The 22,186-nt window shown below is 60.0% G+C and carries 15 protein-coding genes; 14 read left to right on the plus strand and 1 reads right to left on the minus strand.

What is annotated here, in order from left to right; translation table 11 throughout:
• Positions 1 to 459 precede the first annotated feature (459 nt).
• The 14 genes from tssB to PQR32_RS30520 all read left to right on the plus strand — a co-directional run bounded on the left by tssB (position 460) and on the right by PQR32_RS30520 (position 19,933).
• Positions 460 to 972, plus strand: a complete 513-nt coding sequence (tssB, locus tag PQR32_RS30455) for a type VI secretion system contractile sheath small subunit (RefSeq protein WP_408235853.1) — start codon at positions 460 to 462, stop codon at positions 970 to 972.
• 76 nt (positions 973 to 1,048) lie between these two features.
• Entirely contained in the window at positions 1,049 to 2,584 is a 1,536-nt protein-coding gene (gene tssC, locus PQR32_RS30460; protein ID WP_408235856.1) for a type VI secretion system contractile sheath large subunit, read from the plus strand.
• A gap of 90 nt (positions 2,585 to 2,674) precedes the next feature.
• Positions 2,675 to 5,017, plus strand: a complete 2,343-nt coding sequence (locus PQR32_RS30465; RefSeq protein WP_408235859.1) for a type VI secretion system Vgr family protein — start codon at positions 2,675 to 2,677, stop codon at positions 5,015 to 5,017.
• A gap of 8 nt (positions 5,018 to 5,025) precedes the next feature.
• Positions 5,026 to 7,542 carry a glycoside hydrolase family 19 protein gene (locus PQR32_RS30470; RefSeq protein ID WP_408235862.1) on the plus strand — a complete coding sequence of 839 codons (2,517 nt, stop codon included), beginning with the start codon at positions 5,026 to 5,028 and terminating at the stop codon, positions 7,540 to 7,542.
• Positions 7,539 to 8,060 (plus strand): hypothetical protein, encoded by a 522-nt coding sequence (locus PQR32_RS30475; RefSeq protein ID WP_408235865.1) that lies wholly within the window; start codon positions 7,539 to 7,541, stop codon positions 8,058 to 8,060. Before PQR32_RS30470 ends, PQR32_RS30475 begins: the two co-directional genes overlap by 4 nt.
• A 57-nt stretch (positions 8,061 to 8,117) precedes the next feature.
• Positions 8,118 to 8,888 carry a hypothetical protein gene (locus PQR32_RS30480; protein ID WP_408235868.1) on the plus strand — a complete coding sequence of 257 codons (771 nt, stop codon included), beginning with the start codon at positions 8,118 to 8,120 and terminating at the stop codon, positions 8,886 to 8,888.
• Positions 8,889 to 8,901: 13 nt separating this feature from the next.
• Entirely contained in the window at positions 8,902 to 9,159 is a 258-nt protein-coding gene (locus PQR32_RS30485; protein WP_408235871.1) for a PAAR domain-containing protein, read from the plus strand.
• Complete coding sequence (locus tag PQR32_RS30490) at positions 9,160 to 10,404, plus strand: KPHS_23130 family T6SS system protein (RefSeq protein WP_500862392.1); 1,245 nt, start codon at positions 9,160 to 9,162, stop codon at positions 10,402 to 10,404.
• Positions 10,401 to 14,243, plus strand: a complete 3,843-nt coding sequence (locus tag PQR32_RS30495; protein WP_408235877.1) for an ImcF-related family protein — start codon at positions 10,401 to 10,403, stop codon at positions 14,241 to 14,243. Before PQR32_RS30490 ends, PQR32_RS30495 begins: the two co-directional genes overlap by 4 nt.
• A 12-nt stretch (positions 14,244 to 14,255) precedes the next feature.
• Positions 14,256 to 15,839, plus strand: a complete 1,584-nt coding sequence (gene tssA, locus PQR32_RS30500; RefSeq protein ID WP_408235987.1) for a type VI secretion system protein TssA — start codon at positions 14,256 to 14,258, stop codon at positions 15,837 to 15,839.
• A 15-nt stretch (positions 15,840 to 15,854) separates the two neighbouring features.
• Positions 15,855 to 17,681: a type VI secretion system baseplate subunit TssF gene (tssF, locus tag PQR32_RS30505; RefSeq protein ID WP_408235880.1), complete on the plus strand. Its 1,827-nt coding sequence runs from the start codon at positions 15,855 to 15,857 to the stop codon at positions 17,679 to 17,681.
• Positions 17,678 to 18,784 (plus strand): type VI secretion system baseplate subunit TssG, encoded by a 1,107-nt coding sequence (tssG, locus tag PQR32_RS30510; protein ID WP_408235883.1) that lies wholly within the window; start codon positions 17,678 to 17,680, stop codon positions 18,782 to 18,784. Before tssF ends, tssG begins: the two co-directional genes overlap by 4 nt.
• Positions 18,785 to 18,799: 15 nt before the next feature.
• Positions 18,800 to 19,342 carry a type VI secretion system lipoprotein TssJ gene (gene tssJ, locus PQR32_RS30515; RefSeq protein ID WP_408235886.1) on the plus strand — a complete coding sequence of 181 codons (543 nt, stop codon included), beginning with the start codon at positions 18,800 to 18,802 and terminating at the stop codon, positions 19,340 to 19,342.
• Positions 19,343 to 19,381: 39 nt separating this feature from the next.
• Positions 19,382 to 19,933 (plus strand): hypothetical protein, encoded by a 552-nt coding sequence (locus PQR32_RS30520; RefSeq protein ID WP_408235889.1) that lies wholly within the window; start codon positions 19,382 to 19,384, stop codon positions 19,931 to 19,933.
• A 262-nt stretch (positions 19,934 to 20,195) separates the two neighbouring features.
• On the opposite strand, the gene PQR32_RS30525 is transcribed toward PQR32_RS30520, so the two are convergent.
• Complete coding sequence (locus tag PQR32_RS30525) at positions 20,196 to 21,950, minus strand: cyclic peptide export ABC transporter (protein ID WP_408235892.1); 1,755 nt, start codon at positions 21,948 to 21,950, stop codon at positions 20,196 to 20,198.
• Positions 21,951 to 22,186 lie beyond the last annotated feature (236 nt).

Here is a 22,186-nt window from a genome sequence, read left to right on the forward strand (position 1 = left end):
ATTCAATAGTGAAGTTCTGAGGTGTGTAGATCAATCGTTCCATTGATATTAATCGGTTCTTCGATATGGTTATATTCAGAATAGGTATCTCCTAATTAGGAGGGTGAAAATCAGAATTTTCGCGCGACATGTGCGCCATATCCTGACAGATGGGCTGTCGGCGCCGGGGAATGAAAGAGGCAAATAGTCTTTCGGTTCTTGGCATTAATTGGGATTGTGGATTTTTGTAAAATTGGTGATTTCCAGAAAATCAAAAATCCGTTGACTTGACGATCTGGTGGCGTGTTTAATATCCATCGAATTAAAAACAATCGCATAGTTGAGGGCCGCGCCATGGGTGCCTGACAGCGTCATTCGAAAGCGGAATGCAGTTGCCGCCTCGGGGTGACGACGGAGATACCTCAGCGCATGGAGCGTTTTTGCAATACCACGGTGACCATCTCATTATCAGGACTACATATGGACAGCTTCCAGCGCGAAATCCCGAAGTCTCGCGTCTCGATCACATTGGATCTCCACACGGGCGGTGCTCAGAAGAAAGTCGAGTTGCCCCTCAAACTGCTGGTCGCTGGGGACTTCAGTGCCGGCAAGGAGCAGGCGCCGCTTGCAGAGCGCCGGAAGACCAATATCGACAAGAACAACTTCGACGCTGTCCTGTCCGACCTGTCCCCGGAGCTTCGGGTTATGGCCAGGAACACGTTTGCCGAGGACGGCTCCGAGCTTCCGGTATCGCTCAGTTTCAGATCGATGAAGGACTTTGAGCCGGAGCAGGTGGCACGTCAGATTCCTGAACTGCAGGCGCTACTGGCAATGCGCAATCTGCTGCGCGACCTGAAGTCGAATCTGCTCGACAACGGCACGTTCCGACGCGAGTTCGAGAGGATTCTGAAAGATAACGCGCTCTCGCGGCAGTTGCGCGGCGAGCTTGCACAGATCGCGACGGCGGCCACGCAGTCAGAAGGTCGGGCGTAAGGCCAGAGCGGCCTTTACTGCATTCCGGACAACGAGTCATACGAGTCCCGATGGGACGGTAGCGATAGGATCCAACATGTCACGTAATGAATCCGAGCAACGCGGCACGACTGAGGCCGTCGTGCTGGTTAGCAACAGCGTCTATGAATCGCTGTGCGGCAAGATCAACCTGAAGCCCGTGAGCGCGGCGCGCCCGCTCGAGGCGTTCCGGGATCATGACCTGCTCTCCGAGTCGTCGGCCGACGAGCGGCTGGCGCGGGCAATGAGCGCCTTCCTGCAACTGGTGGGCGAAGCAAGCAGGCCTGTCGATCGGCTGGACAAGTCGTTGCTCGATTTTCACATCGGACAGCTCGATCGCAAGATCAGCCGTCAGCTTGATGCCGTGATGCATACGCCGGAATTCCAGGCGCTGGAAGGACGCTGGCGCGGGCTCAAGATGCTCGTGAGCCGCACTGATTTTCGCAAGAATACCCGCATCGAAGTGCTCGACGTATCGAAGGACGCGTTGATCCGTGACTTCGAGGACACGCCCGAACTTGTCCAGAGCGGGCTGTATCGCCTCACCTACGTCGAGGAATACGACACGCCCGGAGGTCAACCTATCGGCGCACTGATCAGTGATTTTGAATTTGCGAATTCGCCGCAGGACATCGGTTTGCTGCGCAACATCTCGAAGGTGGCCGCGGCCGCGCACATGCCGTTCATCGGCTCCGTCGGGCCGGCGTTTTTCGGTAAGCAGTCAATGGAGGAAGTGGCTGCGATCCAGGATATCGGCAACTACTTCGATCGTGTCGAGTACATCAAATGGAAGAGTTTCCGCGACACGGATGATGCCCGTTACGTGGGTCTGACGATGCCACGCGTGCTGGGCCGTCTGCCATACGGCAAGGACACGACGCCGGTGCGGGCGTTCAACTACGAAGAGGCGGTCAAGGGTCCGGACCACGACCGCTATCTGTGGGTCAACGCGTCGTTTGCGTTCGCCGCGAACATGGTGCGCAGCTTCACCAGCAATGGCTGGTGTGTGCAGATCCGCGGTCCGCAAGCGGGCGGCAAGGTCGAGGATCTGCCAGTTCACCTGTATGACCTCGGCACGGGCTACCAGCCCAAGATTCCGACCGAAGTGCTGATCCCCGAAACGCGCGAGTTCGAGTTCGCCAACCTCGGCTTCATCCCGTTGTCGTTTTACAAGAATCACGACTTCGCGTGTTTCTTTTCCGCCAACTCGGCGCAAAAGCCAACTCTGTACGAGACGAAGGAAGCGACGGCCAACAGCCGGATCAACGCGCGTCTGCCATACATTTTCCTGCTCTCGCGTATCGCGCACTACCTGAAGTTGATCCAGCGCGAAAACATCGGCACGACCAAGGACCGGCGTCTGCTCGAGCTTGAGCTGAACAACTGGGTCAAGGGACTCGTCACCGAAATGAAGGATCCCGGCGACGAACTGCAGGCATCGCACCCTCTGCGTGAGGCGCAGGTGACGGTCGAGGACATCGAAGACAACCCGGGATTTTTCCGCATCAAGTTGTTCGTCATTCCGCACTTCCAGGTGGAGGGCATGGACATCGGACTGTCGCTGGTGTCGCAGATGCCCAGGGCGAAGAACTGATCGGTTGTAGCCGATGTAGCCCGTCGGGCGCGAACGCACGCGTCCCGATGGCGTCGTCTTTGAGGTCACACGTGTTCAATGGAGTCGTTGATGGGATCGATGGTGTTGCCGTCCCAGGCCTACGAGGTCAAACTCGCGCCGCATCCGGCGCCGTTCTCTGTGCTGAAGTTCGAAGGCGACGAAGGTGTCAGCCGCCTGTACCGCTATGACATCGCGTTCACGAGTAGCGTCGCCGACATTGCGATGGACCTGGTGTTGGGGCGCCCTGCGCAGTTCGTGATCGACCCCGTCGATCCGAACGCCGACTATCTGCACAGGATGTTTGGCGAGCATGCGTCGAAGTTCAGCGAGATGCCACCGGCGCGCACGATACACGGCATCGTGACGCAGTTCGACCAGTTCGACACCTCGGCGGACGAGACGCGTTACCGGCTCGTCATCGAACCGCGGGTGGCCGATCTGGCTCGCGCGGTGACGAGCCGGCTGTTCCAGAAGCAGTCGGTGCAGGAGATCATCGCCGACACGTTGCGTCATTACGGGTATCGTGAAGGCGTCGACTTCAAGTTCAACTTGCGTGGGCAGTATAGGCGCCACGACTACATCACCCAGTATCACGAGACGACTTTCGCCTTCGTCCAGCGCATTGCGGCTGATGAAGGGATCTGGTTCCGCTTCGAGCAGGCGAAGGACCACGAAGTCATTGTCTTCGGCGATGACCTCGACGCGTATGCCCGCAACCAGCGCACCGTGCCGTTCCGGCGCCATGCCGGGCTGAGCAACGCCGGAACCGAGTCCGTGAGGTCGGTTGAGCGCCGCATGCGACGCGTGCCCGAAGCGGTCCGCCTGAACGACTACAACCATCGTCAGGCCGGCGTGTCGCTACTCGTCGAACGGAACGCGGCGCGTGATGACAAGACCACGAACGCAGTCGACTATCGCTGGGGCGAACACTACAGCACGCCTGAAGACGGGCAGCGCATCGCGCAACTGCGTCACGAGGCGCATCTGGCGCAGCAGATCACCTTCGAGGGCATAGGCAATGTGTTTGCGCTTGAAGCAGGTGAGGTGCTGAATCTTGATCAGCAATTCGCCGACGCGCCGCACGGCCTGTTCATCGTCTCCGTTTCTTCCAGTGGCGGCCGCAAGCAGGCGTATTCGAATACGTTTGTCGGCATCCCGTCTGATCGGGTCTGGCGCACGCCGGTTGTTCCGGCTGCGCGGCCGGTCATCAACGGCATTTTGCCGGCACGTATCACGTCGCCGGGGGATTACACGCGGGCTTATCTGACTGAGGAAGGCTGGTATGTGATCAGGCTGCCGTTCGACCTCGATACGTGGAGTCCGGGTGGCACGAGCCGACCTGTGCGGCTCGCGAAGCCCTACAGTGGTGACAACTATGGCCATCACTTCCCGCTTATCGATGGCGCGGAGGTGGCGATCATCCATACGGACGGGGATCCGGACCGGCCGGTGATCATCGGTGCGATGCACGACAGCCTGCATCCGGATCTCGTCAACAACCTCAACCACACCCGCAACCTGATTCGTACCGCCGCGCAGAACGAGATGCGCATGGAGGATAAGGCGGGGAATGAGCATATTCACCTGACCACGCCGTATCAGACAAGTGAGCTGAATCTTGGGCACATGGTGGATGGGGAGCGCCAGGAGCGGGGGCAGGGAGCGGAGTTGCGCACAGACGAGCACATAGCCGTGCGGGGTGGAAAGGGCGTGCTGCTAACCGCAGAAGCTCAGCCCAACGCGACGGGCCAGCAACTCGACATGCCGGGAGCAGACGGCACGCTCCGCCTGGCGGTGGAGATGATGCGCTCCCTGAACGACTCGGCCAATGCGGCGAAGGCTTGGCTTGCCGAGATCGATCAGCAGCGCGCTCTCATCGAGCAGAAGCTCGCGAACCTTCAGAGACCTGTGATCATCGCCGGCGCGCCTGAAGGCGTAGGCATTGCGAGCGGCCAGCACATGCAACTGGCCGCGCGCAACCAGATGTTCGTGACGGCGGGAGACGGCCTGGATATCGGTGTGTTCAAACGCATCACCGCTGCGGCGGGCGAAGCGATTTCGCTCTTTGCCGCGCAGCTTGGCATCTGTATTTTCGCGGCCAAAGGCAAGGTGCAGGTCCAGGCGCAGGGCGATGCGATGGAATTGATGGCGCTCAAAAACGTTGCGGTCAGCTCATCCGCGGGCGAGGTGATCATTACCGGTTCGAAAGGCATCACGTTAGGTGACGGCGCTGGCGCATACGTGAAGATCGTCAACGGCAAGATCGAGATCGCCAGTCCAAGCGGGCAGATCGACGTCAAGGGCAAGCTGAATATTGCCGACCCGGCGGGTGGCAATTTCACGTTCCCCAATTGGTCCGACGTGCCGCTCAAGGATGTGAAGGGGAATATGAACTTCGGGTTTTCCGAGTAAGCGCAGTCATGGCAAATACGACACCGGCGAATCCGCCCAGCACTCCGTTGAAGCAACTTCGCTTCGCGTTTCCGTTTCGTAAGAAGACACAAGGCAATGCCGGCTCATCCGCTGACTTTACCAATGAGCACGATTTCCACGAAATACTGAAACAGGAACCGTCGGGCTCCTATGCGCTAAGCGGCAAAGGGATGTGGCATGGCGGCATTCATGTTAGCGAGGCCGGCGCGGGTGGAGCTTTGGACCTGGGATATGGCGTGCGATGCATTGCCGACGGTGACGTAGTTGCGTGGCGTGTCGACCGTGCCTACCCGGTCAGCGAAATTCCTGCCCAGGACGACAAGCCGGCCATTAGCGCACCGTATAGCACGGGATTCACGCTGGTACGTCACGCGATGGAGTTTCCGCGCGGCACCACGCTGAAGTTTTTCAGCCTGTACATGCACGTGCAGGATATTGCCGGCTATGAAAGTGAAACGTCACAGCCGAGGCCGGCCTATTGGTCGACCCAGTTCAAGGTCACTGAGTTTGCCAGAGACAAGCCTCACCCCGGCCAGAACGGGCAGGTGGCATCGGCCGAACAGCAAGGGCTAAGAATACGTGCAACCAGGCCGCACGGTACGGTCCTTGGCATCTTGCCGCAGGGAGCACGGGTCAGCATCGGCAAACGCGACGGAGACTGGGGGCAGCTAAAGGATACGCATGGGTCGCAGCTGTTTGCGCCGACGACGGGCGGGGTTGTGGCTGCGAATGCGACAAGTGGATGGATCTTCCTGGGCCCGGAGAACGGTGGTCCCGTTGTCGAGGAGATCATGCCGGACTCGTCGCTTGATTGCGTGATGGTGCCATCCACGCCCGTTCATATTAATGCAGGTGAACTGATCGGTCATCTTGGGCGCTATGACTCGTTGAGTCAGCAGACCTCGAACCGCATGGTTCACATTGAGGTGTTCTGTGACGACAGTATCAAGTCGTTCATGGAGCAGGGTCGAACGTGGATTAGCAACAACGGGGCGCATCCCGACAGATGGCGGCAATTGGGTCTGTCAAGCGATCCGACAATCTGGCGTGTGGATAAAAATACGACGCTGTATAGATTGGCAGAGCATCAGGGTCAGGATGCAAAGCAAACGGGCGAGATTGTGGTCACGGCGCTCGCAGAGTTGGCGAAGCGTAGCGAGCAGCCTGTCGACACACGGCCGGGTTCAGACGGGTTGAAACTGCACTGGTGGCATGTTGATAGTGCGGACGTGCAGGGCAAGGCCGTTGATGGGTGGGTGCGTGAAGAGAACTTTGCAGGCGGTCAGGTGACGCGCGAGTTTGCGCAGAAGTGGGTGGACTTTCAGACTCTGGACGATGCGCATGACCCGACGCATACGATGTTTGCAACCACGAATGCGTTTGTCGATTATTCGATTGGCGCGGATGTGGCGGATGTAGGCTCGTGCGACAAACTGAGTCCGCTGATGACATCGATCTATCGAGCGTTATATCCGACTGGAGACGGTAGCACCGCTGCTAACGAGCTTTGCGCCACTGCAGAGAACCTGTGGACCACCTTCCGTGCGTCGAGGCTGATCGTGAAGCACGAGAGCGAGTGGGCAAATCCAGGCAAGTGGACGCAGCTCATTGGGGAGATCGAAAAGCAGACCGGCCCGCAAGCTCAGCACGAGGCGGAGCAGAAACGGATCGAAAGGCTTGTTTGGTGGGATGACGTCAAGAGCCAGTTGAATGACCTGCCTGGGTCGGACGTGTTTCATGTGCATCCGATCGCTTTAACGGGGAATTTCCGAACGAGTGGTTTTCAATTCACTTTGGCAATGATGCAGCACATGTTTCCACACGCAGATAATGTGACGCTGCAGGGGGTCATTGACGAACTGAATACTCATATTCTCCTGTTTAAACTCGATAATCCGAAACGGCGGAATCATTTTTTTTGTCAAATTCTACAAGAAGTCGGTGCCGGGTTAACGCTACATAGCGAAAGTCTAAATTATGCCGCTTCTGCATTGGTCACCGGAACATTTTCGTATTTCATGGCGCATCCGGAGGAGGCTCAGATCTATGGACGTACGAACCAACATCCCGCAAACCAGGAAGCTATCGCCAATCGGGTCTACGCGGGTAGGGACGGAAATGGGGCGCCCGAAAGTGGCGACGGATGGCGCTACCGAGGCCGAGGCATGATTCAACTGACCCACAAAGGTGGCTATAGCAGGTTCACGACCTGGCACACGAATAATGGCGAAAATTGGCCGCAGGATGCCAGCATAAATTTTGAGTCGGATCCTGATTCGGTTGGAGAAGTTAAGTATGCGGTCCGGTCCGCCTGCTATTTTTGGGTTGTCAATCGACTCTTCGTTATTGCGGATGGCGGATCGACTTCCGACGTGGTTGATCAAATTACCCAAAAAATCAATCCTGGGCTATTTCATGGAATGCCAAATCTGACGAAAACAGAAAGCATTAATGGGCGAAGACTTCATTTCCATGAGCTTGATAGCTGGGGAGGATTGCAGTGAATTTCACGAAATTCCTATATTTGCTCCTCGCTTTTATTCTGTTTGCCGAGACGACGTTGATCGCAAGCGCAAGATCGAGGGACGAAGAATCGCTCTGCGTCGGCGCTGAGGACGTCTATTTCACCTGCGAGTTGGAAGGCGTACGCAAAACTGTGTCGATATGTGCCGCTCGAAACACCTCTCCGGACAACGGCTACGTGCAATATCGATATGGAACCAAATCAAAAATTGACTTTAAATACCCATTGGCTCGCCTGCCACCGCGAGGCAGGATTTCATTAGTTGATGTCTCGCGGCTCGCTGAGGGAATGGGAACCCACTTAAAATTCAAAAGTGACGATTATGAATACATCGTTTCGAATGCGCTTGTCCCTGGTGAAGTTTATGTTGCGAAAAGCGGTCAAATAGTTTTCGATAAGATTTGCAAGGGTGGTAGCTATATACCTTTTTCAAAGAAATCCAGAGAAGGGTTGCAGTGGGGAGTTTTGGATGTGATTGATGACCATGATGGCCACTAGCGGAAAGTTTTGTATCGATGGAACACTTGACGAATGAACGGGGCGGGGAAAACTGACATGCGAGGGCGCACCTATGAAGCATTGGTTATCGCATGCGTGTCGATTGCGTCGACCTCTGCGCAAGCGAGCGTTGATACAAGCGTCGAGCAGGAAAAAATAAACTTTCGAGGTGGTTCGTCCATAGTTTTCTCTCAGCCATTAAAACATAACGAAGCAAAGAAATTTGGACTGGGATGGAAGAGAGCGGTCTTCCTTGAGACGACGGGAAACCAGATTCCGCTCTTTCAGATGGAATATTTCGCTTCGGCGACGGGCGGGTTGATTTTTGCCGGAAGCCACTCTCTGAGAATTTCTCCATCGGGCGACTACGCAGTTCTGGACGTCGTGCGAGGCGGGGTTGTAGATCCTGGCCCTTCGGGAACGCCCGAAGAATCAAGCAGACAATACTGTCCAGTGCTCAATACTGCATCAGGATGCCTTGTTAGCATGCAAACGGGCGAGCTTTGCGGTGGAGATTGGTCCGGAAACGCTGATAAGTGGCTCGTCACTGGGTATGGATACGATGCCACAGAGGCGATGGTTGGATACGGATTCTCTAAAGCAAGCGACATGTGGGGTCAATTTTCAAAGTCCACTACATTGAATGGCACTGCGAGGATTAAGCAATATCTCGTCGATAATTTGGGCGTGGTCAACATGATGGCATGCGAGCCGCCAACTGCAAGCAACCGGAATTCCTACACCTTAATCGCTCGCCAGCTGATAAAGGAAGGCGATCGTGCCGATGCTGCATACATTCTGAAAAGGCTTGGAGTTGCAGCCAATTGACTCAGGGGGCGTTTTGAAAAACCTAGCCCACGAAGGCGACCACACAACCCATGGCGGAACGATCCTCAGCGGTTCAGACCGCATCAACATCAACGGCCGCCGGGCGGCGCGGATTGGCGACATCGTTTCGTGCCCAATCCACGGCGACAACGAAATCATCGAAGGCAGCGCCGGCATGACAGACGCCGGTGTTCCGGTTTCGCGGGACGGCGATCGGACCCAATGCGGCAGTTTTCTCATTGCTACATCAGATGGCGCGACGGTCCGATAAATGCCAATTGACTTTGCACGGGTACCACCGCAGGTCGCAATACCAGAACCGCCCCGACCATCGAAACTTCTGTGGGCAGTGCTGTTCGCTGTGGTCATCTGCCTGGGCGCCGCGCTGGCGATTTTTCTTTGGCCGGCAGGAAGGCCGACGACCACCGCCTGGTTCTGGTTCTGCGTGTTCGGCTATCCGATTCTCGCGTATGCGTTTTTGCTGTGTTGCCATCTCGGATATTCGTACGCACGACGCAGCGCAGCCATTGCAAACAATCGGGTCAGCGAGGCAGCGGAACTGAAATGCCATACGCAGGCCAGCGCGCCTCTCGCGGTGCTCGGCCACGCATGGTGCTTTTCCTGCGACGATCAGGAGAACGCCATTGAGGGACTGGTCGACGGCACTGTGACGATAGGCGCCCGATCCAGTCGCGCAGTACCGGGGCTCGATATCAAAGCACGATGGCTGGAAATTCCTGGAAAGCCGTTCTACGCCGGAAACGAACTGACGGAACACGCGCGTCATCGGGTGGTGTCCGACTGGCTGCTGAACAAGTTAGTTAGCCAAATTAGTACCGAACTTATTGCGCTACCAGGTGGCACCGCCGTTCAGGTCGATCTGCGCGTGCAATCGGCATTGGATCTGGAGGACGTGCGCGCCCGCTTGCAGGAATTGCTTTCAGCCAGGGCGCCGGCTCTGCAGGTGAGAGTCAAGGCAAGTGGCGAGCACCTATCGCTCCTACAGACGGACGTGTGGCATGACGACATGAGGCCAGGCACGGCGCATTTGCTGCTCGCGATCCAGTTGCGTAAAGCGGTCAGTGAACGATTGCAGGACGGCGTCGCCGAGACCGGCGTTGCGCTGCTGCTGGGCCATCCGGGCATCGTCCGAAACATGCCTGCCAATGGGACGTCGCTATGTTTGCATCGCCCGGCTATCGGAGCGTCAGACGCAGTGAGCACGGCACTCGAACTCGCCGCGCGTTGGGGGCGGGCCGATTCGACTTACATCCGGACGATATGGAGTCACGGCCTCGCCAATGAACTCGTGCGTTCGCTCAAATCATCCCCGCAGTTCAGCAACCAAACTCGATGGATTGATCTTGGCGCAACGGTTGGAACGTGTGATGGCGCGGGTGCTTGGCTCGCAACGGTCTTGGCCGCGGAACATGCATCGCTCACTGGCGATCCGCAATTCGTCATCACCCAGGAGGGCAGCGACATGATTGCCCTCGTGTGCAGAAAGCAAATATGAACGAACAGAAGTCGCCGCTCGTACCGATCTTCGTCGGCATCGCAATTGGCATCGTTTTCGTTGCATTGGGCATTGCCGTCTGGGTCGAGGGGCCCGGTCGCGGATGGTCGCGCGATACACGGATCATCATCGAGTTGAGTTTGTTATCGGGCTTGCTTGTATCAGTCATCCTTGTGAAGTACTTCGAGGCTGTCCTGTTGTGGATAGCGTCTATGCGTGCAGCGAGGTGGCTCGCACAGTACGATTGGAAACGGCAAGCTCACGGTCGCGGTGGACAAGCCGATCCGTCTCAAGAAGGGATGGGGCGATCCGATGCGTTGCGCAATGCGCTTCGCGAGCGTCACGGGTGGCGCTGGCGATACCGTGACCGGTGGGTGGTGGTCGCTGGGGATGAGCCGAGCGTCAAGCGCCTTGCACCCGGCCTCGCGAATAGCGGCTACATCATCTCCGGCGGCACCGTCCTGCTTTACGCGAAGCAGACCGGCGACCAGTTGGATACCGCGTGGCTCGACCAGATCCGCCGTCTGCGCCAGCGTCGCCCAATCGACGCTATCGTTGGCGTCGTGCGGGCACAAACCGCCGGCAATTTCCCATTCGACACGGAACGCATGACCCGGCGTCTGGTCCGCCACGCCCGCGCGCTGCGCTGGGCGGCGCCTACCTATCTATTGAACGCGACAGATTTTGCCAGCGACACCACTGGCCCGGACGAATCGATTGGATGTGCATGGTCAAACGCGTGGACTCGTCTGGAAGAGATCAATGCCTCATTGCGGACGCTTTCGACCGAATTGGCCGATGCCGGCGTCGTCCGTCTCACGAAGGGTCTGTCAGACCGGTATGCGGGCGAACTGTCCGGACACATCTCGCGATACGAATGCTCGTTGTCCGAGTTGGCCGTGCAGATCGGCCAGTCGCGTATCTGGCGGAGTGCCGTGCATGGCGTGCTCTTCGCGCCCCTGTTCAAGGAGCGCACAGCAACAACTCCTGAAGCTACCGCTGCCGCTGCATCGGCCCATGTTGAGGAACATGACTTACCCCGTGCCGTCTGGCAGACGATCGCCGAGCATAGCCGCCGCATCCATGGTCGCCGCGTCGGTTTCTCGTTCTCGACAGCTGCCGCGTGGATGACGACCGCGCTGGTCGGGCTCTGGATCACGGGCATCATGCTTTCGGGCTTCACCAATCGGTCGACAATCGCGCAGGCCGCCAACGCGGCTTCGAGACTCTCGACCGCACAAGATCCCGCGCAATCCGCCCTAGCCCTCGACGCCCTGCAAAAGCAACTCGACACCCTCGAAGTGCACCAGCACGACAGCGCCCCTTGGTACAGCCGCTTCGGCCTGAACCGCGACGCCGAACTTTTCGCCGTCCTGTGGCCGAGCTACGAAAGCGGTGCCGCTCGAATCGTCGTCGCCCCAATTCGCACGATGCTGGAGGGACGGCTGCGGCAACTCGCATCGCTGTCGGATGCGGAAATCGCGAGCGGCGGCGATGCAGAGATTAAGTCAGCGTACGACGCGCTCAAGACATACCTGATGCTCGCCAAGCCCGAGCACGCGGACGCAAAGTTTCTGACTCCGCAACTCATCGCGGCCGCAGCGCCAGCGCGACCGATCAATGCATCCCTGAGCGAAGGCGCATGGCAGGATCTGCGCCAGCGACTGATCACGTTCTACGCAAACCATCTCGCACGACGCAAGGCAGCCAACGGCCTGTCGCTCGCGATCACCGCCGACACGGGGCTCGTCGCCGGGGCACGCCAGACGGTGATTGGTGTGAGAGGCATCCGGAACTCGACCGATTCGACCTATCAGCAGATTCTTGACGACGCAAAGCCCAAGTATCCACCGGTCTCGCTCGCGACACTGCTGGCACACTCCAGCAGCCGTGGCCTCTTCAACACGACGGCCACGGTGCCTGGCATCTTCACGCGGGCCGCCTGGGAGGAACGCATCTCAAAGGCAATCGACGAAGCGGGCGAACAGCACGGCATCGTAGGCGACTGGGTGCTTTCCGACACCCGAGCTGACGCAACGCCGGCTTCATCGCTAAAAGCCGAACTGCAGCAGCGCTACTTCGACGACTACGGGCGCGCATGGGAGCAGTTCCTCAACAGTGTCCGCTGGCAACCCGCCACGACGCTTTCGGGCACCGTCGACCAGTTGACGCTGTTGGCCGATCCTCAGCGCTCGCCGCTCGCGGCCTTGATGAATGTGGTCGTGTATCAGGCAGGAGCGGGTGCGACCACGCAGTCGCTGTCGGACACGCTGATCAACAAGGCACAGCAATTGGTCGGCGCCGCCGAAGCCGCCGGCAGGGCGAAAGACCCATCAAAATCGGGCCAGCCGCAAAACACCGCGCCGCTTGCGTCCGCATTCGGTCCGCTCCTGCGCCTGGCCGGCAGTGATCTGGTTGCTCCGGTGAACACCAACGGCAACGCTATCGCCGCAGCACAAGCGGCCGCCACCAGCGAGCTCAGCGTGCCACGCTACATGGAACGCGTCACAGCGATGCGACTGAAACTGCAGCAGATCATGATGGGCAATGATCCGGATGCGCTGTCGCGTGCGGCCGCACAGGCCGTGCTGCAGGGCAAGACCTCGGATATCGCCGACAGCCGCGACTACGCGAGTCGAGTGGCCGCAAGCCTTGGCCAGCAATGGGCGGGCTTCGGTGATCTGTTCCAGCAGCCGCTCGACCAGACGTGGCAGGTCGTGCTGCAGCCGGCGGCGTCGAGCCTGAACGACACGTGGCGCACCGGCATTCTCGCCGACTGGAACCGGAACTTCGGCGGTCGCTACCCATTCGCCGACTCCGACAACGACGCATCGCTGCCGGAAATGGGCCGCTTCATGCGCCCCGACAGCGGCGTGATTAGCGAGTTCGTAACGACGCAGTTGGCGGGCGTCGTCGAGCGGCACGGGGACCGTTGGGTGCCCGCGCACGGATCGGGACATAACTCGCTGACGGTCGACCCGGCCTTCCTCACCGCGTTGAACACACTCATGCGCGTTTCGACCTCGCTCTTTCCGTCCGGCGATGCGCGCGTGCGCTTCGAACTGCGTGCGGTGCCGACGCCGGGCGTCACCGATATGACGTTCGTGCTGGCAGGCCGGGAACTGCACTACTTCAACCAGAAGGAAGAGTGGACGCCGTTCATCTGGCCGGGCGATGCGCTGGAGAACATTTCGCGGATCGAATGGCAGACGCAGGAGGGTGGACTGCGATCGGCGCTCGATAAGCCGGGCCGCTTCGGACTGATCCGGCTGCTCGAACGCGCGACGGTCACCCCGCAGGATAACGCGCGCTACCTGCTTGCCTGGACACCGGACCAGAGTCAGGGCATTCCGCTGAAAGTGCAATTGCGCAGCGAAGCGGGCGCGGGGCCGCTCGACATGCTCGCCCTGCGGCATTTCTCCTTGCCGCAGCGGATTTTCGTGACGGGTTTGTCGCAAGGCGCACGTAGCCAAGCCCTCAACGGGCCGCCGCCGCTGCCCGCCGCGATGCTGGAATCCGCAAGGCTTGCGGAGGTGCCGCTTCCTCTTGGCCTGCCCGGCGGCGCCAGCCAGGGCGGCCATGTAGACAACGTCTTCACGGATGCAGGCGCCCGTCAAACTCCAGTGGCCAGTGGTCCAGCGCAGACCCGGCTGCTCACGCCCAAAGTCACGGAAAGGCGGGCGAAGCCTGCGGTCAGCGAGGCGGCGGCGACATCGTCGGCGTCGACGGAATCCAGCGAGGGAAGACCGCTGTCTGATTCGAAACCGCCTCGGGTCGGCCGGCTTAAAGCGGGGGCGAGCAATGCGAGTCGCCTGCTGGCCAATGCGTTTGTATATTGAGGTCCACCGGTGCTGACTCATTTCGTCAAGAATCTGCTGGGTACGAGCCCAGCTCCTTCGTTGCCACCAGCCCGAGCCGATGTCTGGTCGTCGTGGCTCACGCCGTTTCCCGGCGAACTGCCCTGCGGCCGCGATCCCGGCTACGAGGATGCGTTCTTTGAACTGAAGGACGAAGCCGCGAAGCTCACAGGCATCGATGACGCCCTGATCGTGCGTTCGTGCGAACAGTTGATCAGGGAAACGGGCAAGGACCTGCGCGTGGCCGGCTACTACACGTTCGCGCGATTGCGGCAGGACGGGCCGGCCGGTTTTGCGGACGGCCTGGAATTGATCGCGGCGCTGGTCGACCGCTTTGGCGTCGCGTTGCTGCCGGCACGTGCCGAAACGAAGAAGGGCGCGCTTGAAATTCTCGCGACCACGCGGATGGTCGATCTGCTCGAAAACCGGGGCGAATTCGCGCCGATGGACCTCGAGCGCGCGATCGCGGCGCTCGATCTGCTCGTCACGCATACCGGCGAGTGGCCTGAAGCAGCGCGCCCGAACTTGCAACCGCTCGTCGCGCGCTTCGCAAGACGCAACGGCGAGTCGCCGCGCAGTGCCGAACATGAGGCGGACTCATCCCAGCAACAAGCGCAAGGTGCCACGGGCAAAACCGCCGGCACCGTATCGTCGACACGCGATCTACTGGATCAGGCACGCACGATGGCGACATGGCTGCGCGATCAGGAAAACGGCTACCTGCCGTCAGTGCGGCTGGTGCGCAGCGTGCGCTGGGACACACTGCACGAGGTGCCGCCCGCCGACGCGCAGTTCCGCACGCGCCTCGTTCCACCGCGCACGGAACTGCGTCAGCAGATGAGGCGGCTCGTGCTGCAGAAACACTGGCACGAACTGCTTGAACGCGTCGAAGGGGCGTTCATGGAAGGCGTGAATCATCTGTGGTTCGACTTGCAATACTTCCAGCACATCGCGCTCGATCATGTCGGCGCGCCGTACAACACCTGGCGCGAACTGCTGCGGGCCGACTTCGCACTCTTCCTCGAACGCCTGCCCGGTATAGAGCGTCTCGCGTTCAACGACGGCACGGCGTTCGCGGATGACACCACGCTCGAATGGATCGCGCGACACGCAGTCGTACGCGACCTCGAAGCGGGCGAGACCGTCGCACCGTTGCCGGTCTCGGCCGATAGTGACGATCGCCCGACCGGCGACTGGCCCGAGATCGAGGCACAGGCGAGGGATCTTGCCGCAAGTCAAAGTCTCGAGGTGGCGTTTGCGTGGCTGGAATCGCTGCCCGGTGTCAGGACCGAGCGCCAGCGCTACCTGCAACGTTTCGTCATGGCGCGCCTCGCCGATCATGCAGGCCGCACCGATGCCGCCTTGCCGCTGCTCGCCGAACTCGACGCCGCGACACAAAACATACCGCTCGTGCGCTGGGAGCCCGCGCTCGCCTTTGAGGTGAAGCACCATCTGATCAGGGCGCTCAAAGCCATGAGCAGCCGTAAGGACGCCGACAGGCCGACGCTCGCACGACGTATCGACCAACTTCATGGCGAGCTGACCGTGCTGGACCCCGCGCGAACCCTCGCGCTATAACAACAACGATTCTCCATGGACCAAGACGATTCGATCCTGCGCTATTACGAAGCGGAAATGCGCTACCTGCATGAGTCCGGCAAGGAATTCGCGCGGGCGCATCCCGACCGCGCACGCATGCTCAATCTCGATCGCGTTGGCGATCGCGATCCTTCCGTCGAACGCCTGTACGAAGGCTTCGCATTCCTGACGGGGCGTCTGCAGCAGAAGCTCGACGACGAACTGCCGGAGCTGACCGAGGGGCTGGTGAGTCTCCTGTGGCCGCACTATCTGCGTATGATTCCATCGCTGTCGATCGTGGAACTGTTTCCGCTCGCCGAAAAGCTGCAGAAGACCGAAACGGTGCCCGCCGGGGTGCCGGTGCGCTCCGCGCCGATAGCGACGCCACCGACTCCTGGCGTGGCAGGCACGATACCGAAGACCGTGCAATGCATCTATCGCACGACCCAGGCGGTGACGCTCCAGCCTCTACGTCTGACGGACGCGGGACCGGACGTGCGCCACGACGGCCGCTCGGTGATCCGGCTGCGTTTCGGGATCGACCACTCGGCGCGGCGTGAAGCCACCGATCTGTCGAGACTGCGCCTATACCTGAACGCGGATCTGCCGACGGCCTTCGCGATGCACCTCGCGCTCACGCGTCAGGTCGAATCGATTTCCTGGCGCATTCACGAGACGCACCAAGACCGCGCGGCCGGCGAGGCACGGCTGCTTGAGGGCGTGAGCATCGAACCCGCGGGCTTTTCCACTGAAGAACGCTTGTGGCCAAAAGCTGAGGCCGCGTTTTCCGGCTATCAACTCCTACTCGAATATTTCACTTTTCGTGAGAAGTTTTTGTTCGTTGATCTGTGTGGTCTGGATGTCGCCAAACTGCCGGCAAACGCGTCCAGCTTCGAACTGGAGATCGTGCTCAAACGCGCTTACCCGTCCGATCAGCGCTTCACCGCGGAGAACGTGCGGCTCTTCTGTACGCCGGTCATCAACCTGTTTCCGCTCGACGCCGAGCCGATCGACGTGAATCACCACGAGACGGAATACCGGGTCGTCGCCGCCGGCCACCAGGGGGCCCATGTCGAAACCTACTCGGTTGACGCGATCGAGTCGTTCGATCATGCCAACGCCGAGCGTTACGAGTATGTGCCGTTCGCGACGTTCCGGCACCGTGGCGGGATGTTGCGCCATGAGGCACCGGAGCGATACTTCCATACGCGCGTCAGGCAGGGCGTGACAGGCCTGCATGACACGTGGGTCATCCTCGGCGGCCACGCGTGGGAGTCGATGGCGGATCTGCCAGCAGAAAACCTGTCGCTACGCGTGACGGGCACGAACGGCATGCTGCCGAGAAAGGGCCTGCGCGAAGCGAGCATCAACCAACTGGGCGAGAGCACGCCGAACGTGGCGGCCGTGCGTAATCTGGCGGCGCCGACGCTGCCGCTCTATCCGCCTACAGGCGACCGCTTCCAGTGGCGGGTGCTGTCGCATCTCGCGCCGAACTTCCTGTCGATGATGGACGCGGAAGTGCTGCGCGGTGCACTGGCGCTCTATGACTGGACCAATGATGAACTGAACCGCCGCCGCCTCGCGGGCATCCTGCACGTCTCGGAGGAACTACTGGAGGAGGTCTCGGGTGGTTCGGTCGAGCGGGGCGCGTTGATCGAGGTCACGCTCGACAGTCACGCATTCGCGGGCGAAGGCGACGTAATGCTGTTCGGCGAACTGCTGCACCGCTTCTTCGCGCTGTACGCGGAAATCAACCTGTTCACAAAGCTTGCGATTGTGAGCCTGCCGTCGCAGCAACGCACCGAATGGCCCCGCAGCAAAGCGCTGCGCTCCGCGCTATGAACGCGAGAGATTTGCCCAACCTGGAGCCGCTGGTCGCATCGCTGCTCGCACGCGCTCCGTTGATGAACTTCATGCAGTTATGTCAGCTGCTCGAAGGGCGCGTGCCGGAGCAACCCGGCTTCGGCACGCGTGACACACCGGAGCACGAGCCCGTGAGATTTCGCCCGCGAGCTCGCGTCGGATTTCCAGCCGGCGAAATCGCCTCAGTCGAGTTAGGCGAGGAGGGTGTCACATACGGACCCAACGCTCCGCCGACCGTGCGCACGACGTTCATGGGCCTATACGGCGTGGATGCCGCGATGCCCTCGCACATGATCGACGACATCGTGCTGCGAACCGAAGGACACGACGCGCTCGAAGCGTTTCTCGATCAGTTCAATCATCGGATCGTCACGCTGCTGTACCGAGCGTGGAAAAAGTACCGCTATCCGATTGGCTTCCGTCCAGGCGGCACCGATGCGCATTCGCGCAAGTTGCTGTCCCTGGCGGGTTTCGGCTGGGGGGAGAAGCCCGCGCGCGCCGGGCTGCCCGACTCGCGCGTGCTGGCGCTTCTGGGGCTGCTGATCCAGCGCACACGTACCGCTGAAGGTCTTGCCGGGGTCATCGCACTCGCCGTGCCCGGCGTCGATGTTCGCGTCGACGAGTTCTTCCCGACACTTAAGGGCGCCGGCAAGCCCCGACCGCTCACGTCTGCGGGCAGTGCTGACGGCGCACAAAGCGAGGGCCGGCGCCGGGGCCTCGGTGGTGGCTACGTGTTGGGCAGGCGTCTCACGTACAGAAGCCGGGCCGCCCGCGTGACATTGCGGCCAGCGAGCGCGGAACAGGCCCACGACCTGTTGCCCGGAGCGTGGCTGCATCGCGAGTTGATGGCCTTTATCCGTCTGTACGCGGGGACGAAGGCCGACGTGTTCCTGCGCATGGAAGTATCGTCGCGAATCGCACCCGCACCGAAAATCGGCGCAGCGGCGGAAGGCCCGGCGCCACGCCTTGCATGGACGACCATTCTGCCGTCAGACGATGAACGTTTGATCACTATTCCGCTCGGTTGCTACGAAGCGTTTCCGGCGCCGGGAGCGAATCCGTTCCTCGCGTCGCGTGCCTGATTCTGGAGTACCTCTATGCCTATCCGCTTGGCCACGATAACCATGACCCTCCTTGCCGCCAGTCTGCTGCTGAGCGCATGCGGCGCATGGCAGACCGTGTCGGACTCGACTTCGAGCGCGTATCACGCGGTCTTCTATAAACAGGTCAAGGTGCTGAACGTCGATCTGACCGCGCGCGCTTCAGTCAACCCCGATGAAGCGATGCACTCGACTTCAGTGGCTGTGCGCGTATATCAACTCAAGGATCACAAGCTCTTCGACAAGGCCTCGTATGACGATCTGCTGAAAAATGACAAGACCATGCTTGCGCAGGATCTGCAGGCCAGCATTGCGACGGTGGTCAACCCCGGCGCATCCGCCAGTGTGTCTCAGCCGATGCGGCCGGAGACGGAATACGTAGGTATCGCCGCTTTCTATCGCGCTCCCGATTCGAATGGGACTTGGCGTCGTGTGATTCCGAAGAAGAAGCTGTCAGCGGATGCGCCGCTGAAGCTGGAACTGGTCGATCGGGAACTGGTCGCGTCCGACGACGTTGCAAAAGAAAGGCCCACCCAGTGATGCCGTTGGCATTTGCACGCCATACACCAACGAGGAAAAATGTTTACGAAATCGATGGGGCTGCCGTCCCAAGCCTATGAGGTCAAACTCGCGCCGCGCCTGACGCCGTTCTCGGTGCTGTCGAGGACAGCTTCTGTCGTAGGACTGATTCTGTTTGCTCCAAAAGTGGTGGCAGCCGACGCTACCCTTTGCCAGTCTCACGAGGAGGTGTATTTCAGTTGCCCTACTCGCGGGAAGATGCTCTCAGTCTGCGCGTCAGGAAACATCTCGCCGGATAATGGATATGTTCAATATCGCTTTGGCCGAGTTGACCACATCGAACTCGCATATCCAGAAAAACCATATCCACCTCGCAAACTGTTCTCGATCAGCGATATATCGGGTGGGAACTTAAGTTTTACACACTTTAAATTTAGCTCTGGAAGCTATCACTATGTGTTGTATCAAGGCGATCCAAGGGGGATTTATATAAAGCGCAATGGAAAGGTGGTTTCAAACCGAATCTGCGATCCTGGAACTTATCAGCCGATCAGCCCTCGAGCATTTAGAGGAGTCAAAACTGTGCCGGCCATTGACGATATCGATAACTAGCCGAGCCTCGTGCGCTGGAACTTCCGCCTGAAGTCGAACGTCTGGCCAAAGGCAAGGCCCGCAAGCCGTACGCATTCGGCGTGAAGGTGCCGATCACAACGACTCGCGAGGAACGACTGTGGTTGGCCACAACCTCCGGATGATCCTGACGAAGTTGCGGCTTTTGCACTTCTTCATTCTCACTGCTTTGCTTGAGCGCTGCATTGCCGCCGACGTGACAGCGTGACGTCGGCCGCTTGGGAATTGAATTGTTCAGCGTCAACTACATAGCCACGGCCGGGCTCAGCACCGCTTGTGCCGAACCATGCGTCTCACTGACGATACTGCCGTTCTCCAGCTTCAACACCCGATCCGCGAGATGGAAGTACCGGTCGTCATGGCTGATCACCAGCACGGTCTTGCCGCGCGAGCGCAGTTCCGGCAGCAATTGCTCGTAGAACACCGCTTTGAACTGAGGATCCTGATCCGCGGCCCATTCATCGAACAGATAGAAAGGCCGGTCTTCCAGATACGCGACCACCAACGCGAGCCGCTTGCGCTGCCCGGTGGAAAGCGCTCGCGTAGAGAACGCACCATTCACGACCTGCACCTTGTGATCGAGCGCGAGCTTCGCGACCAACGCGTTGGCGCGCGCATCCGCCTGCGCGCGCGAGGCGTCATTCGGATCGACAATACCAAGCAGCGCGTCGAACAGATGGAAATCGTTGAACACAGCCGTGAAGCGCTGACGGTACGCGGCGCGCTCGGCGAAGCCGACCGGCTTGCCGTCCAGTTCGATCGTGCCGTCTTCGGGTTCGTAGAGACCAGTCAGCACTTTCGCGAGCGTCGTCTTGCCGCTGCCGTTGCCACCGACAATAAACACCAGCTCGCCCGGCCTGAAAGTCAGATTGACCGGCCCGACGCGGAACATCCGCTCGTCACGCTCATGAAAGTACGAGTGCGTGACGTTGCTAAGCGTAAGCGTCCGATACGGCGCGTGCGAAGCGTTTTCATCGGGCGGCGGCGAAGTGCGCAACGCGCCGAATTCGCCCATCACCTTCTCGATGCGATCGAGCGAGACGCGCGCCGCATTTAGCGTCGGCACATTGTTGAGCAGGCCGTCCAGCGGCAGCAGCATGAACAGGAACACCACCACGTAGCCCGATGCCGACGTCGCATCGGCGTGCACGCCGAGTGCCGGCCAGAACGCGGCGACGCCCAGAAACACGTAAAACAGAAACACGATCCAGCCGACCCCGACCGCATAGGCGCTGAACGCCTTACGCCGATGGTCACGCACTTCGTCAATAGCCGAGCCCAGTTGGCCGTCCACGAACTGACGCGATCGCGCCTGATGCAGCTTCAGTTCCTTTGCGCCGGTGAAGAGCGCGCCGAGATAGCCGAACAGTTTGTCCTGCGAGCGGCCCGCGGCTTCGAGTGAGGCGATCGCGCGCTTGTCGCCAGCGTGGTAGCCGAGCGAGCCGACCAGGATCGCTGCCACCGCGAGCACGCAGACCGGCCACGACAGCCACGCCAGATAACCGAGGCAGCCGAACACGATTGAGCCATGCATCACCAGATTGGGCAGCGCGAAGAACAGCATCGACACGTTGGTGGCGTCGTCGGTCAGCACGGACTGCACGGGCGCCGCGCCGATCCGTTCGACATCGCGCAACTCGGCTTCGGCGACGCGCCGCGCGACGTGTTCGCGCAACTGCGCCATCGTGTCCTGCGAGAGGCGCGCGAACAGCACGCCGGTGATCACGCGCGTGACGAGTGCGACGACCGCGCACAACGCGAAACGCATCGCGAGCGACATATCGGCGGCGCCCGTTTGCGACAGCGCACGGCTCAAGGTCGCCACGAGCAGCACGCTCGCGATGCCGTTCAGCACGCAGGCAGTCAGCGCGATCGCGAAAGAGCCGCGAGAACGCTTGAGCAGCGCCACGATCAGGCGCATGGCGGGTTTGCCCGCGGGGTTGGAGGGAGGTGAAGCAGACGAGGGTGGCGCGTCGTAGCGCTCGTTGGCAGCGGTCATCGGCAATGTGTCGCAGTGGGTCGCAAATGGATCGGCGAATGGCGGCGCATGCGTGCATGCGGCCATTCAGCGGGGCGCAAAGACACGCCCCTCGCTTGATAGACGAATGGGCGAAGCAAACATTTACCGTGCGCGTTCATCTGCCACATCAAAAAGATGCAGTCCAAATAAAAACAACCCACGCGGTAAAGATTTGCGATCGCGGATCGTCACACCAATGAAGCGGCCCATTGCGG

The organism is Paraburkholderia dipogonis (genome assembly GCF_046027395.1).
GTDB classification, from domain to species: domain Bacteria; phylum Pseudomonadota; class Gammaproteobacteria; order Burkholderiales; family Burkholderiaceae; genus Paraburkholderia; species Paraburkholderia dipogonis_A.

Coding starts and splice junctions, on each gene's coding strand:
- tssB (WP_408235853.1), top strand. CDS start 460: ATGGACAGCTTCCAGCGCGAAATCCCGAAGTCTCGCGTCTCGATCACA.
- tssC (WP_408235856.1), top strand. CDS start 1,049: ATGTCACGTAATGAATCCGAGCAACGCGGCACGACTGAGGCCGTCGTG.
- PQR32_RS30465 (WP_408235859.1), top strand. CDS start 2,675: ATGGGATCGATGGTGTTGCCGTCCCAGGCCTACGAGGTCAAACTCGCG.
- PQR32_RS30470 (WP_408235862.1), top strand. CDS start 5,026: ATGGCAAATACGACACCGGCGAATCCGCCCAGCACTCCGTTGAAGCAA.
- PQR32_RS30480 (WP_408235868.1), top strand. CDS start 8,118: ATGCGAGGGCGCACCTATGAAGCATTGGTTATCGCATGCGTGTCGATT.
- PQR32_RS30490 (WP_500862392.1), top strand. CDS start 9,160: ATGCCAATTGACTTTGCACGGGTACCACCGCAGGTCGCAATACCAGAA.
- PQR32_RS30495 (WP_408235877.1), top strand. CDS start 10,401: ATGAACGAACAGAAGTCGCCGCTCGTACCGATCTTCGTCGGCATCGCA.
- tssF (WP_408235880.1), top strand. CDS start 15,855: ATGGACCAAGACGATTCGATCCTGCGCTATTACGAAGCGGAAATGCGC.
- tssG (WP_408235883.1), top strand. CDS start 17,678: ATGAACGCGAGAGATTTGCCCAACCTGGAGCCGCTGGTCGCATCGCTG.
- tssJ (WP_408235886.1), top strand. CDS start 18,800: ATGCCTATCCGCTTGGCCACGATAACCATGACCCTCCTTGCCGCCAGT.
- PQR32_RS30520 (WP_408235889.1), top strand. CDS start 19,382: ATGTTTACGAAATCGATGGGGCTGCCGTCCCAAGCCTATGAGGTCAAA.
- PQR32_RS30525 (WP_408235892.1), bottom strand. CDS start 21,950: ATGACCGCTGCCAACGAGCGCTACGACGCGCCACCCTCGTCTGCTTCA.